The 15395-nt window shown below is 48.2% G+C and carries 15 protein-coding genes; 4 read left to right on the plus strand and 11 right to left on the minus strand.

The annotated features are described in order from the left end of the window. Window positions 1-84 precede the first annotated feature (84 nt). Complete coding sequence (tpx, locus tag HV318_RS03405) at window positions 85-591, plus strand: thiol peroxidase (protein ID WP_182271561.1); 507 nt, start codon at window positions 85-87, stop codon at window positions 589-591. A 330-nt stretch (window positions 592-921) separates the two neighbouring features. After that, the gene (locus tag HV318_RS03410; RefSeq protein ID WP_182271562.1) at window positions 922-2130 is read left to right on the plus strand and encodes an aldose 1-epimerase family protein; all 1209 of its coding nucleotides are present in this window, start codon (window positions 922-924) and stop codon (window positions 2128-2130) included. Between the two features lie 67 nt (window positions 2131-2197). Here HV318_RS03410 and tyrR read toward each other — a convergent pair whose 3' ends face one another. From tyrR to pspA, 7 genes are all read right to left on the minus strand, one after another. Beyond that, window positions 2198-3739 (minus strand): transcriptional regulator TyrR, encoded by a 1542-nt coding sequence (gene tyrR, locus HV318_RS03415; RefSeq protein WP_182271563.1) that lies wholly within the window; start codon window positions 3737-3739, stop codon window positions 2198-2200. Window positions 3740-3851: 112 nt separating this feature from the next. Then, window positions 3852-4904, minus strand: coding sequence for a YcjF family protein (locus HV318_RS03420; RefSeq protein ID WP_182271564.1), 1053 nt, complete (start codon window positions 4902-4904; stop codon window positions 3852-3854). Next, window positions 4901-6298, minus strand: a complete 1398-nt coding sequence (locus HV318_RS03425; protein ID WP_182271565.1) for a YcjX family GTP-binding protein — start codon at window positions 6296-6298, stop codon at window positions 4901-4903. The genes HV318_RS03420 and HV318_RS03425 overlap by 4 nt, the downstream gene beginning before the upstream one ends. Window positions 6299-6413: 115 nt before the next feature. Next, the gene (gene pspD, locus HV318_RS03430; RefSeq protein ID WP_182271566.1) at window positions 6414-6632 is read right to left on the minus strand and encodes a phage shock protein PspD; all 219 of its coding nucleotides are present in this window, start codon (window positions 6630-6632) and stop codon (window positions 6414-6416) included. Between the two features lie 12 nt (window positions 6633-6644). After that, window positions 6645-7004 (minus strand): envelope stress response membrane protein PspC, encoded by a 360-nt coding sequence (pspC, locus tag HV318_RS03435; protein WP_182271567.1) that lies wholly within the window; start codon window positions 7002-7004, stop codon window positions 6645-6647. Beyond that, window positions 7004-7228: an envelope stress response membrane protein PspB gene (pspB, locus tag HV318_RS03440; protein WP_131632444.1), complete on the minus strand. Its 225-nt coding sequence runs from the start codon at window positions 7226-7228 to the stop codon at window positions 7004-7006. The genes pspC and pspB overlap by 1 nt, the downstream gene beginning before the upstream one ends. 54 nt (window positions 7229-7282) lie before the next feature. Further along, complete coding sequence (gene pspA / locus HV318_RS03445; RefSeq protein WP_182271568.1) at window positions 7283-7951, minus strand: phage shock protein PspA; 669 nt, start codon at window positions 7949-7951, stop codon at window positions 7283-7285. 166 nt (window positions 7952-8117) lie between these two features. On the opposite strand from pspA, the gene pspF reads away from it, so the two are divergent. After that, window positions 8118-9095, plus strand: a complete 978-nt coding sequence (gene pspF / locus HV318_RS03450) for a phage shock protein operon transcriptional activator (RefSeq protein ID WP_182271569.1) — start codon at window positions 8118-8120, stop codon at window positions 9093-9095. Between the two features lie 462 nt (window positions 9096-9557). Here the strand turns inward: pspF and HV318_RS03455 are convergent, their stop codons facing one another. From HV318_RS03455 to HV318_RS03465, 3 genes are read right to left on the minus strand one after another with little or no spacing between them, the layout of a single operon-like run. Then, window positions 9558-10079 carry a zinc ribbon domain-containing protein gene (locus HV318_RS03455; protein WP_182271570.1) on the minus strand — a complete coding sequence of 174 codons (522 nt, stop codon included), beginning with the start codon at window positions 10077-10079 and terminating at the stop codon, window positions 9558-9560. A 10-nt stretch (window positions 10080-10089) separates the two neighbouring features. Further along, window positions 10090-10266: a hypothetical protein gene (locus HV318_RS03460; protein WP_182271571.1), complete on the minus strand. Its 177-nt coding sequence runs from the start codon at window positions 10264-10266 to the stop codon at window positions 10090-10092. 20 nt (window positions 10267-10286) lie between these two features. Further along, window positions 10287-11264: a hypothetical protein gene (locus HV318_RS03465; protein WP_182271572.1), complete on the minus strand. Its 978-nt coding sequence runs from the start codon at window positions 11262-11264 to the stop codon at window positions 10287-10289. 203 nt (window positions 11265-11467) lie between these two features. On the opposite strand from HV318_RS03465, the gene HV318_RS03470 reads away from it, so the two are divergent. Then, window positions 11468-13363, plus strand: a complete 1896-nt coding sequence (locus tag HV318_RS03470; protein ID WP_182271573.1) for an acyltransferase family protein — start codon at window positions 11468-11470, stop codon at window positions 13361-13363. Window positions 13364-13388: 25 nt separating this feature from the next. Here HV318_RS03470 and HV318_RS03475 read toward each other — a convergent pair whose 3' ends face one another. After that, a complete protein-coding gene (locus tag HV318_RS03475) occupies window positions 13389-15377 on the minus strand; it encodes a tail fiber/spike domain-containing protein (protein ID WP_182271574.1) in 1989 nt (662 codons plus the stop codon). Window positions 15378-15395: the final 18 nt, after the last annotated feature.

A 15395-nucleotide genomic window follows, 5' to 3' on the forward strand; every position in this document is an offset into this window, starting at 1 on the left:
AGGCAAAAAAATTGGTTTGCCGTGTTATCCGCTGATGGCATACACTAGCCCCGACGTTAACTATATGTAAACAGGAAGATATCTATGTCACAACTCGTTCATTTCCAGGGCAACCCTGTTGCTGTCGCAGGTTCCATTCCGCAGTCTGGTAGCAAAGCGCAGCCTTTCACTCTGGTGGCTAAAGATCTGTCTGACGTCACGCTGGGCCAGTTTGCTGGCAAGCGCAAAGTCCTGAACATTTTCCCAAGCATCGATACCGGCGTTTGTGCCGCATCCGTGCGTAAATTCAACCAGCTGGCGACTGAAATGGACAACACCGTTGTGCTGTGCATTTCTGCTGACCTGCCGTTTGCCCAGTCTCGCTTCTGCGGTGCGGAAGGTCTGAGCAACGTCATTACCCTTTCCACGCTGCGCAATGCGGATTTCCTTGAGAAATACGGCGTTGGCATTGCAGAAGGTGCGCTGAAAGGCCTGGCCGCTCGCGCGGTTCTGGTTATTGATGAAAACGACAACGTGGTATTCAGCGAGCTGGTGAACGAAATCACCACCGAGCCAGACTACACCGCAGCGCTGGACGTGCTGAAAGCGTAACTGTACAGCCGTTATGTATAGCTTAGCAATATCATGAAATAAAAGGACTTATTTCTGCTTACGCTCTACAGCACGTTTGTTTTTTAAAAACCTCGCATGGCGGGGTTTTTTATTGCCTCAAAGCTGAATCGTTAAATCAAAATTTGTTTTGTTTCACATTTTTTATGCAAGTATTGATCTAACTGTTAAATAAATTGAGATCAAAACCTCATAAAAAAGGTTAAAAAATCGAAATTTCTCTTCAGGTGAGCCGCATCACATTTCCTTTTACGTCTAATCATTAGATTTCCTTACGAAAGAAAATAATCGTTTCAGCAAAAAGGATAAAAAATGAAAATCAAACTGGCTTTGACGGTACTTGCGGTGCTGATTTCAGGCAATGTGGCAGCTAAAACCTGGGTGCTGACAAGTGCTGAAGATAGCGTAGACAAAGGAAACTGGCAGATTTCAAGCGATCAGCTGAAGGTTAAAGATCAGCATTTCAGCATTGAGCAAAAAGTGTTGCACGGTGGTAAGCAGGAAGGCAGCAAAATCATCGTCATTAGCAGTAAAAATGGCCTGACTATTACGTTAAGCCCGACGCGTGGGATGAATCTTCTGCGTGTTGAAGGTTTTGGCACAAAAATGGGGTGGGATTCTCCGGTGAAAGAGGTGGTTAACCCGGCCTTCATTAACCTGGAAAACCGCAATGGACTCGGCTGGCTGGAAGGTTTCAACGAGATGATGGTTCGCTGTGGCTATGAATGGACGGGCCACCCTGTCACGGCTGATGGGCAAATTTATACGCTGCACGGTAAGGCGGGAAATACACCAGTGTCACTGGTGGAGGTGGACGTTGCTGATACCGCACCGCACGAAATTCGCATTCGCGGCTTGATCAAAGAGAGCACGTTTAAGAAAGCAGATTTGCAGACGATGACCGAACTGCGCTACGTGCCCGGCAGCAACCGTTTCAGCCTGCATGATGTTTTAACTAACCATGCAGATTATCCCCATGATTATCAAATTATCTACCACAGCAACTTTGGTACACCAATCCTTGAAGCCGGCGCACGCTTCCTGGCTCCAGCGGCAAGCATCAGTCCGTTCAACGACTACGCCAAAGCTGGCCTGGACACCTGGCAAACCTACGCCGGCCCGACCAAAGGCTTCGATGAAATGGTCTTCAATATCAAACCGCTGGCTGATGAAAACCATGAAACCCTCGCAGCAGTGGTCAATAAGGCAGGTGATAAAGGTGCATCAATCCAGTTCGATACTCGCCAGCTCCCGGTACTGACCTTATGGAAAAATACCGACACGCTGAAACAGGGTTATGTCACGGGTATTGAGCCTGGCACCAGCTATGCCTACCCCGTCACCATAGAACGCGAGCAGAAGCGCGTTAAGCAGCTGCAGCCCGGGGCCAGTACCCAGTTTGATCTGACCTACACCCTGCTCTCAAATCATGACCAGGTGAAAGAAGTGGAGAACAGGATTGCGAAGATTCAGGGAGAAACAAAGGTCGACGTCAGTGCCACGCCTATGGCGAAGGAATAAGTGCTGTCAGGACGACAGCACGCTATAGAAGCAAAAGTAAAAGCCTCTTTACAGAGGCTTTTTATCGTTATTCGTCACCCTTCTTCTGGTTCAGACCATACTCACGCAATTTATTTGCAATCGCGGTATGCGATACCCCAAGACGTTTAGCCAGCTTGCGGGTACTTGGATAGCTACGATAAAGCTGCGTCAGCACCGAACGTTCAAAACGGCTGGTGATATCATCCAGCGAGCCTTCCATCGCCTCTTCCCCCACCGACACCGTCCCGGTGTCGTAATCCGGTAACAGGATGTCCTGCGGCCGCAGTTCGTACCCTTCCAGCTGAGTCAATGCACGATAAACGGCGTTTTTCAGCTGACGAATATTGCCCGGCCAGCCGTAGCGCGTCAGCACCGTGCCCAGGTCCGCAGAGAGCTTCGGACGCGGTACGCCCTGTTCATCGGCGAAACGGGCCACAAACAACTCTGTCAGCGGCATGATGTCCTGCGGACAATCGCGCAGCGGCGGGATATTCAGCGTCAGTACGTTCAGGCGATAATAGAGATCCTCGCGGAACACGCCCTTTTGCACCAGCTCCACCAGATTTTTCTGGGTGACGCAGATCACGCGCACATCCACATGTACCTCATGGTCTTCCCCTACGCGGCGGAATGTCCCGTCGTTCAGGAAGCGCAGCAGTTTGGCCTGCATACGTGGCGACATTTCGCCAATTTCGTCCAGCAGTACCGAACCACCGTTCGCCTGCTCGAAGAATCCTTTTTTACCTTCTGGCGCATGGCCGAACAGTTCGCTTTCAACGGCATCTTCAGGGATGGACGCACAGTTGAGTGCCAGATACGGTTTCGCCGCTCGCGGGCTGGCAAGATGCACGGCGTGAGCCAGCAGGTCTTTCCCGGTGCCCGTATCGCCGGTGATCAGCAGAGGCGCGGTTAAGTTGGCGAGCTTGCGTGCCTGATCGACCACATGGCGCATTTTCGGGCTAACCGCAATAATCTGGCTGAACGCACCGACATCCTGGCTGGAGAGATTTTGCAGCTGGCGACCCATACGAACGGTAGAACGCAGCATGATCACCGCCCCGGTCAGAACGAGGGTATTATTTTCCCCTTTCAGGTACACCGGCGTTATCTCCATCAGGAAATTCTGTCCGTTTATGACCACATGTTCGCTATGCGTGTTCTGCGGGCTGCTCTCCAGCCAGCGCAGGAAGTTAAAACCTGGGATCAACTGTGAGGCGTGATGGTTGCTGAGCTTCTCCTGGCCCTGTGCGAAGAGCTGGCAGCTGGCCTGGTTGACGCGCTCAACTTTACTTTTCAGATCCAGAGACAGGAAAGGCTCCGGCATCGCTTCCAGCAAGGCACTCAGCGCCAGATGCTCACGCTCTGATGGCATCCAGGGAATGGTGCGTACATCCGTAACGCCAGCGATACGGCGGATTTCCGCCATCAGGCTACTGAAGGTATTAAATTCAATTTCGGCAAAATTGAGGTAAATTCGCCCGACAGGATCGATCTCAATGCCACGTAAATCAATGCTACGCAAAACAAGAAGATCGAGTAACTCGCGGGTCAGACCGAGACGGTCTTCACAAAAGACTTCCAGACGCATGGGAAATTCACCGTTTAAGCCAATAACATTAAAATGATATGTCAGATCACGGTGATCCGGAAGATGGCTGTCAACAAATATTGACAGCCAGCACGAATAGTGAACAAACCTCTTACTGAGTGGGTTTTTTATTGAGCGTTTCTTTAAGCTGGCCGATTAACTCACGGCGGAAATCGCCCAACCGTGGCTTATCGTCGTCAATCCACGGTAGCGGACGGCAGACTTCCATCGCTTTAATACCCAGGCGCGCAGTCAGTAAACCGGCACCAATCCCCTGTGCAGCGCGTGCCGAAAGCCGCGCGGCCAGATCCTGCGACATCCAGTCCATCCCCACTTCGCGTACCAGTTCGCTGGCACCGGCAAAGGCGATATTCAGTAAGACCAGCTTAAACAACCTCAGGCGGCTGTAATAACCCAGCTCAATACCGTAAAGATTCGCGATGCGGTTAATCAGGCGCAGGTTACGCCAGGCGATAAACGCCATGTCCACCAGCGCCAGCGGGCTGACGGCAATCATCAACGTGGATTCTGCCGCCGAACGGCTAATTTCACGTCGCGCCTGCGCATCCAGCACGGGTTGTACCATGTGGGAATAAAGCGTCACCACTTCCCGGTCATTCTGGGTTTCATGGATGGCGGCATACCAGCGCTGAAGCGCCGGATGTGACTGGTCTATCCCGGCCTGAGTGGCCAGTTTTTCACAGAAAGCACGGCCTTTTCCCGTGCCGTGGCTGTGCAGCAGATCCCGGGCTTCATCACGTTCATGCGCGCGTTGTCGCAAACGCCACAGGCGACGCCACTCGGTGGCAACCGACCCGACACCAGCCCCCACAATCAGCGCCCCCGCGGCACAACCGCCCATCGCCACCCAGTCCTGAGTTTGCCAGGCGTTGATAGTCCACTGCACGCCCTGTCCAATCACGCTAACACCAAACAGCGCCAGCCCTGCGCCCACCATCTTGCGCCAGAGACTGCGTTTTGGGCGCAGCGCAGCTTCAATGACAGCTTCTGCCTGACCTTCCTCGACACCCCGTTCTTCGGTCAGTGCCGGTGCAAAATTATCCGCCTGCGGGCCGCTGAACGTCTGCGCCGTTTTAAACGCCTCTTGCTGCTCCTGTTCAAGCGTCCCGGTAAAGTCAATGCGCGGTTTTAACGGTTCCGTCATCGCAATTTATCTCCAATCAAAAACTCCAGCGCCGCATCCAGACGAATGTGCGGCAACGGCTGGTCAACGTTCATGGCCTGCGGGCGGAATGCTTCAAACTGGAAACCCTGGTTTTGCCAGAATGCCTGTCCCGGCAGGCGCGCGGGCACTTCACCCGGATAGACGGTGAGCGGTTCACCATCACTCAGTCGGTTACCCCGCAATGCCGGAATTTTCTCGCCGTTGAGGTCAATCAGCCCCCCCTGCGTTGCCTGTACGGAAGCCAGCCCGAGGCAGTCCATACTGATCCCTTCGAATGCCGCGTTTTGCCACGCATCCTGCACCAGTTGCTGCAACAGCGACACCATATTGGCATGTTGATCGACCGTCACGTGGTCAGCTTTAGTCGCCGCAAACAGCAGTTTGTCGATCACCGGTGAAAACAGGCGGCGGAACAACGTGCGCTGCCCGTAGTGAAAACTTTGCATCAGCTGTGTCAGCGCCAGGCGCATATCGTTAAACGCCTGCGGCCCGCTGTTGAGCGGCTGTAGGCAGTCCACCAGCACAATCTGACGATCGAAACGTAAAAAGTAATTTTTATAGAACCCCTTCACCACTTTTTCACAGTAATAATTGTAACGCTCGCGCAGCATTCCGGCGTTAGTGTGCTTATCCGCCTGTGCCAGCTTTGATTCTCCGATGGCATCCACGTCCGGCCACGGGAAAAACTGGAGTGCAGGCGCACCCGCCAGATCCCCTGGCAGGACAAAACGCCCCGGCTGGATGAAATGCAACCCTTCCTGCTTACACTGGTGCAAATAATCCGTCCAGGCTTCGGCAATGGCTGCCAGCCGGTTTTCATCCGCAGGAGCAAGCGGATCTAAGCCTTCGCACAGCGTCCGCCATTTCGCCGACCACTCGGCACGGTGACCCTGTAACAAACCGGTCATCTGTCGGGACCAGGTGAGGTAATCCTGTGCCAGCATAGGTAAATCGAGCAGCCATTCGCCGGGGTAATCCACGATTTCAAGATACAGCGTAGAGGTGTCTTTAAAATGGCGCATCAGCGATTCACTGGAGCGAAAACGCAGCGCCAGACGAATTTCACTCACCCCACGGGTAGGCGTCGGCCAGGTCGGTGGTTCACCGTACAGCTGCGCCAGCCCTTCGTCATAGGTAAAACGTGGAATACCAAAATCACGCTGTGGTACACGCTTAACGCCCAGCAGACGTTCTTCCCGCACGGCGCTCAACAGCGGTAATCGTGCCCCGGTGTGCAGGTTAAGTAACTGGTTCACCATTGCGGTGATGAACGCCGTTTTACCGCTACGGCTCAGCCCCGTCACCGCCAGACGCAGATGGCGATCAACGCCACGGTTCACCAGAGAATTGAATTCGTTTTTAAGTCGCTTCATCGCCGTCCTTTTTGCCTGAAGGCGTTTGTATTCTTAAAAATATGATATGGGGGCAACATGAAAGGAATAAAACCTTGCAGCAAAACGGCACGCGCATCAGCGTACCGTATGAACGTTATTTCAGTTTTCCCGAGAGGCGTCCGGCCAGCGTTCTCAACAGCGGCTCCAGCGCCACCGCCAGCAACATTCTGACCGGCTTACGCGCAACAGATTTGACCGCCCAGCCCGCCACACCTGCCGGGCCGAAACGTAATGCCGTCAGCAGAACCAGTTTACCTGCGATTTTCAGGCCGGATTTTATCTTCTGACCAGCCTGTTGCCAGTTTCGATTCATTAATGCTCTCTCTTAAAGCTGACGAAAACGACTTCTCAGCGTAAAGGTATCTGACGTGACATAACGTTCCATTTCACGTAAACGCTTCTCGCCTGCGGCCAGTTCAGCGTCCACTTCATTCAGAATGTCATTACTGGTTGGCGCACCTTCAGCCGCCAGCTCCCCTTCCGGCATCGGGTCGAGCACAAACGCCAGAATGATGTACGCCACCAGGGTGATGAACCCCAGACCAAAGAAAATGGATAACACCGCGACCACCCGCACCAGTTTCACCGGGACGTCGAGATAATGCGCCAGCCCGGCGCAAACACCGCGAATCATGCCAAGCTGAGGGATCCGCCACAGTTTCTTATTCAGGTTCAGTCCAGACATTAACGATCCCTCCAGTTCGGGTGTTCCGCATCCAGGATTGCTTCCAGCGCCTGAATACGGTCGCGCATCTTATTCGCCTGATCGGACAACTGCACCAGACGTTGTTGCTCACTCTGGGAAAGGTCGCCGCGTGAAGAACGGTTGCTGTAGTGCAGCCATAACCAAATCGGCAGAACAAACAGCACGAAAATGGTCAGGGGAATAGCCAGAAAAAGCGCGCTCATGTGTACTCCTTGTCTTACCATGTGTGGCGGCACACTCGGGTGCCGCACGAATTATTATTGGTTGTCTTGTTTCATTTTGGCTTTCAGTGCCGCCAGTTGCTCGCTGATTTCGTCGTCAGCTTTCAGGTCGGCAAACTGCTGATCCAGCGATTTTTGCTTACCAATACTGTGGCTTTCTGCTTCCGCTTCCATCTGGTCGATACGGCGTTCAAATGATTCAAAACGCGCCATTGCTTCATCCAGCTTGCCGCTGTCCAGCTGACGGCGAACATCGCGGGAGGAACTGGCAGCCTGGTGGCGAAGTGCCAGTGCCTGTTGGCGTGCACGGGTTTCGCTCAGCTTGTTCTCAAGCTCGCCAATCTCTTTCTTCATCCGCGTCAGCGTATCATCCACCAGCGTCACTTCATGTTCCAGCGCGGCGACCATATCCGCAAGCTTCTGTTTTTCAATCAGTGCAGCGCGAGCCAGGTCTTCTTTATCTTTACGCAGCGCCAGTTCGGCCTTTTCCTGCCACTCGTTAAGCTGGGTGGTGGCCTGCTCAATGCGGCGCGTTAACTGTTTTTTCTCAGCCAGCGCACGGGCGGAGGTTGAACGCACTTCAACCAGCGTATCTTCCATTTCCTGAATCATCAGACGTACCAGCTTCTGCGGATCTTCCGCTTTCTCAAGCAGTGAGTTGATGTTGGCGTTCACGATGTCGGCAAAACGAGAAAAAATACCCATAATTCAATCCTCACATTTCTGTTATCGGGCAATGCCCTGCTGAACAGATAATACAATTTGCATGCCAACTTTTTATCTTATTGTTTTTTATGATTATGGTTGATTTTTCATCGCCACCACACTACATTCACCTGGTGAATATCGCTAATGAGTGGTGAATTTCATCATGGCTGGATACAAAGACAATTTACTCGGCGAGGCAAACAGTTTTCTCGAAGTGCTGGAACAGGTTTCCCGCCTCGCCCCGCTTAATAAACCAGTGCTGATCATCGGTGAGCGCGGTACCGGTAAGGAATTAATTGCCAACCGTCTTCACTATTTATCCGGACGCTGGGACGGGCCCTTCATTTCGCTTAACTGCGCGGCGCTGAATGAAAACCTGCTGGATACCGAACTCTTCGGCCATGAAGCCGGAGCTTTTACCGGGGCACAGAAACGCCACCCGGGCCGTTTCGAACGCGCAGACGGCGGCACCTTGTTCCTGGATGAGCTGGCAACTGCGCCCATGCTGGTGCAGGAAAAACTGCTGCGCGTGATTGAGTATGGTGAGCTGGAACGCGTCGGCGGTAGCCAGCCGCTGCAGGTTAACGTTCGTCTGGTCTGCGCTACCAATGCCAATCTGCCGGAAATGGTCGCTGAAGATAAATTCCGCGCCGACCTGCTCGACCGCCTGGCGTTTGACGTTGTCCAGCTTCCACCGTTGCGCGAACGACGCAGCGACATCATGTTGCTGGCAGAACAGTTTGCGATTCAGATGTGTCGCGAACTCGGCCTTCCGCTCTTTCCCGGGTTCAGCGACTATGCTCAGGAGACGCTGCTTGCTTACCACTGGCCGGGGAACATTCGTGAACTGAAAAACGTGGTCGAGCGTTCGGTCTACCGTCACGGTAACAGCGAAATGGAGCTGGACAACATTATTCTCGACCCTTTCCAGCGCAATGTTCAGCCGATGTCAGCAACAGCAACACCTGGCGACGCCCCCGCGTTACCGCTCGATTTACGGCAGTTCCAGCACGAACAGGAACAACAGCTGCTTGAGCAGAGCCTGAAGCAGGCGAAATATAACCAGAAACGAGCGGCTGAACTGCTGGGCCTGACCTACCATCAATTAAGGGCATTGCTCAAAAAGCATCAAATGCGCTGACAATATCAGCACTTACCCGCAGACATTTTTACGAAGCAGGCGTAAGTGCGATACACTTTGCAGATCGAATCTAAAAACCTTAAAAATTATGCTGTTCTAATCCAAAACATTTTAAAAACATATATTTACATCAATATCAAAAGCTTACATAAGCGACCAACCGGAGAATAACAGACAATAACGTACATCTTGCTGCCCCAAAATATGCCCCCAAGTATGGTTTTGCCCCCAAATTTGCCCCCAAACTTCATAACGAGAATAAACAAAAAAACCCGCCGAAGCAGGGTTGAGGGGTACAGGTATAGCGCAGTGAATTCTGAGATCGTGCAAATTCTTGAGGATGCGTTATTTGGGAAACACTCACCCGATGACCCGCTGGGAGACAAGCTAAGGCATGCTATAGACAAAGCAATTGACGACGTGCTGAGGGATTACTAAAAGCCCACCTGAGTGGGCTATGCGTCAAATATTTGCGTCATAAACACGCATGAACTCATCTCTTATTCCGCTTGGTAACTGATTCACAAGGTCAGTAATTTGCTCGCTGTACTTGTCTTTAATGTTCGCGGGATGAATACCCGGATTGGCTTTTCTCAACCGTGAAATTAAAGTGGTGACTGACGCCTCATTAACATCAAAGCCGTCTTTACGCCTGATAAAAAACGCATCAAATGGCATGTCGCTTGGTTTGAAATTTGCGAAACTAGCCGCCTCTAGCGCTTCTTTTACATCACTGCCGCAGTGCTTACATTTTACGGCTTCCGGCTTGATCACCTCGGCGCAAAATGGGCACTTAACCATGCCCTCGTTGAGTTGGCTATTCTCCAGTGCACGGATATCCCTCTTGATTACCAGCGAGTGAATCAGTGCAACGATAAAAAGCAGCGCCCCATACACCCACCAGGCAAAGAATGAACGCCCCTTGCTGCTAGCTATTGCTGCCGGGATACATCCAATAATTGCGCAAATTATGATTAGCTCCACATCCCTACCCTCAATCCTTGTGCCAGTAGCCTTCAGCTCCAGCGTAATGAATCATGTTTCCAAGCAGTATCTTTATCTCAGTTCCATCACTTAATGTGCCGAAACCGGAACCGTCAGTTAGATTTATGCCTGTCCGCAGGACTCTCTGAAGCGCCGCGCCAGCGATCACTGCTAAGATTTTTTTCATTCTATTTTCCTTAATTACAATCACACCCACCCTTTCATCTTAAGAAACTTTGCGACAAATTCTGCATTAATTTCGGTTCCGGCATAGAGGGCATCTGGTTTCTTAGTTATAGATGGGTGGAGTTCGTCCTGCCTTAATGAGGATGGTGTTACGCCATTTTTAATATCAGTCAGGTCTTGTTGGTTTGATGGGTTATGATGATCCATGAAGTTTTGAAGGAGATCAACACCATCAATTTCACAATAGTGCTCAGGATAAGCTTCTTTATACAGACGGTTTATCAGTGCTATCTCTTCAGCACCTTTTGTTCCTTTTGGCTCATAACTTGCTGGAAACTCCGGGAGAATGACAAACCGGTTATTACCATTCTTCATCCGAGATACGATGGCCTTTGCATCGCGCATGATCTCTTCTGGCTGGGTTGAGTTGTTTCTACCTAGCCAGAGAAGGTAGATAGATTCAGGATGATCTGGGTAACTTGTCTTTTCAGCAACGTTGCCAGTTTCGACGGTGGTCATAGGATAGATGGTTAAAACTGATGGTTTATCCAGCTTTGAATTTTTTGTAGCGTTGTTTGTTGTAAAAAATATATTTTTCCCATCCCAGTCAAGAACGCCACTTACTCCATACATTTCACATGGCAAATGAATCCAGGTTGCAGCGGCATTACCCCAAAGACGCAAAGGCCCGGGGATGTTAGGAGTGAGCAGATTTCTTACCCCAGATCTTAGCATCCTTCCTTCAGGTTCATATTTGATGGTATACGCGCCATTCCTGAGAGCTATGCTCTCTGATGTTGCTCCAGATAAACCAAAGTTATAGACGGGGTATCCTGTTTCAGCGATTAGCTTCGCAGAGAATGTATTATTGTTACCGAAAAATGAGTGTCCCCAAAGAGAGATGCTTTTTTCCTGCTTTTGACCAACTGCTAACAGGCCGCCAGCACCTGCTATGGCTACAACGCCAACTGAAATGGTTATGAACTGTCTTCTGTTCATCTTCTTCCTTAAGATTTGTCATTAGAAGAGATCTAATCGTAGATGATATCAGACAATGCTCATTGAAGTTTAGAGCGTATCTTCATGATGGATGTTTACAAACAAGCATCCCCGTATAGAATGGTTTACCTAAGCAGATCATGGGTGTGTGTTTTTTGCACAATGCCAATGACTGGTAAGTTCAATTTGCTGGAAAATAATGCATGAAATTCAGGCATGATATTAATGGATTAAGAGCTATAGCAGTTATGGCTGTAGTCCTTTTCCACTTCAAACCATCTTTGTTGCCGGGTGGGTTTGTAGGGGTAGATGTATTCTTTGTTATATCTGGTTATTTGATGACATCAATAATTTTTGGTGGTATTGAAAAAGGCAGTTTCAATATTATTAAATTTTATTGTGCAAGAGCAAACAGGATAATACCAGCACTATCTGTTCTGTGTATTTTTTTGTTAATATATGGATGGTTCAATTTAACCCCTAATGATTATAAAATATTAGGTAAGCATGTGGCTGGAAGCGTCTCATTTATATCAAACATGATGTACATGGGAGAAACTGGTTATTTTGATACATCTTCGCATGAAAAATGGCTGTTACATACATGGTCTCTATCTGTAGAGTGGCAATTCTACATTATATATCCAATCGTTATATTACTTTTAGGCAAAAAAATATCAATTGAAAAAATAAAGGCGAGCCTAATTTTTATTTTTATTTTAAGTCTATCTATAGCCACATACTCATCATTAACAAATTCAACTTCAGGTTATTACTTCATACCGATGAGGGCGTGGGAGATGATTGCTGGAGGATTGGCTTACCTTTACCCATTAAAAAATAGAGACAATATTAAGGCACCACTTTACTACATTGGAATAATATCAATTATTATATCTTGCTTTGTTTTTTCAGCAGATACAGTCTGGCCTGGTTACTACACATTATTACCAGTTGCAGGTGCATATTTAATAATCCTGAGTGGATGTCGCGATAATAAATTAACATCTAATAAACTATCTTTTTATATTGGGAAGTGGTCATACTCAATTTATTTATGGCATTGGCCTATAGTTGTTTACTTATACATAAATCAACTTTCCTCTTATTATATTTATGGGATTGCGGCGTCAATCGCTCTTGGGGCATTAAGCCATCTATTAATTGAAAAAAGAGATTTCATTTCCGTTGATAAATTAAGTAAAATATGGAGGATAAAGCCAATCTATATTACTATAGCGGCATTAATACCCTCATTTTTTGTTTTTAATTCTAATGGCGCTGATTATAAATTCAGATATGGAGCATCCTCAGAGACGCAAGCTTTCTTAAACGAATATGACGTTAAGCATTACTACTTAAAAGAAGCTTACTGGTTAAAATGTAATACTTATGAGTCTTTGACGGTTAAAAAAAGCTTAGATGTATCTCCTGAATGCACAACAAAAAGTGGAGATGGTGGCATTTTCCTATGGGGGGACTCTCATGCTGAGGCATGGTCTTTAGGTATAAGGACATTGCTTAATGGAAGGGTTCCTTTTTACCAAAAAACATCTGCTGGATGCTATCCTTCGCTAAGTGATTCTACAGTACAGACAGGTGATTTTAAGTTGGCATGTGATAGTTCTAATAAACTAGCCATTGCCAGCATAGAAAAAATCAAACCCACTACCGTTATTATTGCGCAGCATGATAACCATGAACTGACAAACTGGAAGGAAATAGTTTCAACACTTAAAGGTTTTGGAGTAAAAAACGTAATTGTTATGGGCCCACTTCCACAATGGGATCCATCGCTACCTAAAGTGATAATTAAATCTACTCATTGGAAGGGAAAAGACTCGTACATCACTGATGAAGGTTTGAGTGAAAGGCCATTTAAATCTGATAGTTATATGAAAAGCATTGCAAGTGACGCTGGTTTTATTTATATCTCTGCAACTGACAAGCTTTGTCATAAGAAAAATGGATATAACTACTGCCTTGCTCGCCTTTCAAGTGGAGAATTGACTGCTGTAGATTACGGTCACCTAACTCAAGAGGCATCAATTATCTTTTCCAAAGATATAATATCTCCAACTCTATTGCCTATACTATAAAAAAAGCCCCGAAAGGGGCTTTCATTCAAAAACTGCGTGATAACTCAGTGCTTACCCCACCACTTCCGTTATATATAAATTCAATGAAATGTCCACTAGGAACAACTGCATTAACACCGCCCTTACAGTAAACATTCCCTCCATGGTTGAATGTTATATTACCTGTTCCGTTATTTTGGAACATTGTTCGCTGGCCTGGAGACATGTTGTTTAGTGCGGTAACATTAGCAGCACCACCAGCCCCACCGAAAAGTGTTATCACGCTAGTGATATTATGCTGTTGCATGTTTATAGCTCCACCAGATGATTGTTCTGTTCCATCGTATCCTTGAGCAATAGCTCTTACGGTACCGTCATGAAAAAGAGCGCGTTTACTTATCACATACTGATTTCGCCCAAGCAAGATAGGATTTGATGGGTTTAGTGCAAACAAACTTCCGTACAATTTATTAACAGAGCTACTATTTACACAAGCGAACATATTCGCTTCGATTGTTGCGTATTTGGCAGCCATAAGGAAAAATGTTTCACTTGTCGGGTTATCGGTATACCCACACTGGTTATTCTGGAATAGAATATTTCCATCAAGAATTATCGGGTATGTTTCAGTACATAGCGCAATAGGTGTGCAGTTCTGAACTTTGCCGCTTCCATGGTGTTCAAGGATTCGGCCAGAGTTATAACCAAACCCCATAGTGACGCCAAGCAAATCAATATTAGAGCAATCACCACCAACTGACATATGGAACGGACAGTCAGCAGCCGTGATGCCGTATTTCGCCATCTGTTTCTGGATTGTCGCACCAAAAATAAATCCACCATGAAACTTGATGTTTTGGGATGCTTGTAAATAAATAGACGGATATCTATTTATTTTCTCAAACTCCGCACCAGCGCTAGCATCAGGATAATCCCCCTGTTCAAAGTGCGGAGCAATAAAATCAATCATCATGCTGTTGCGAATACGCATCTGGAATTCATTTGCCTCTATGCGGGCGCGATTGAATGCCAGAAGGTTTGAACCATTGGTAATTTCAAGTGCAGCAACAACATTATCTGTGCCACAGTCCAGAATTTCAAGCTGGTCAAATAACGTATCCTGCAATTGACTTAACGTGAGACCACCACCATGGAAACCTTCAACAACAAGCCCTCTAACATACCCACCCCAACCACAGTTTGCTATCAGCACTCCTTTTCCATTAACTCCAGTTCCTTGAGCAAGGACATGAATGTCAATAAGGTTTAACCCCCTGATGTATTTGTTGTTTCCTGGTGGGTTTATCTCAACACAATAATCTAACGGAACCTCTGAATAAATGATAAAACCTTTTTTATCATAAGGAGCCCCCTGGAATTTACCGATAACAGGAGGTGAGTACATAAACCCACGAAGCTGAGGCGGTTTAGTGAATGTGATTTTCTTGGTTATCCTTACTGGGCCAGAAGCATATAATTTCCGGTCATGAATTTCTGAATAGATGATAGCTGCCTGCAGGTTATCAGAGTCATCAGCCACCCCGTCGCATACACACCCCCACCCACGCAAATCCCCCTCATCTCTCCAGCGAGCAATCTGAAGTTCAGGATATTTCGTTGCTCCATCCGGATCTGAAATCTGCTTGCGAAGAACGTCACTGACGTCGACGGCGAGCCATTTACCCTCTCCTATCCCTCCTGTAGACCCTGGAGTAGAGCCGGGAGGGACTATTTTTGGGAGTGTTGTAAGATCATCCCAGCGATACCAGATTCCCGTTGTTTCGTCCTGAATAATTGAGCCTGCATTCAGCGTCGCACCTTCCTGGAAGGTACCTACAGGATTCCAGCCAAGATTTATAATGGCCTGCTTGATACGTTCTTCCATGCCGTACCAGGTGAGTCGTGGAATGCCAAAACGGTCAGGCCATGTTTCATTAACTCGATCGGCAGAAAGGTGATCTAAGTTCTGTGCGTTGTCATACAAATCCTGCGCAGCAGCAGAGCCGATCGGATTGCCAGTGTTATAAGTAGTCATTTGAGCCTCATAAACGAA

The sequence above is a fragment of the Enterobacter sp. RHBSTW-00901 genome (genome assembly GCF_014103115.1).
GTDB classification, from domain to species: domain Bacteria; phylum Pseudomonadota; class Gammaproteobacteria; order Enterobacterales; family Enterobacteriaceae; genus Enterobacter; species Enterobacter cloacae_P.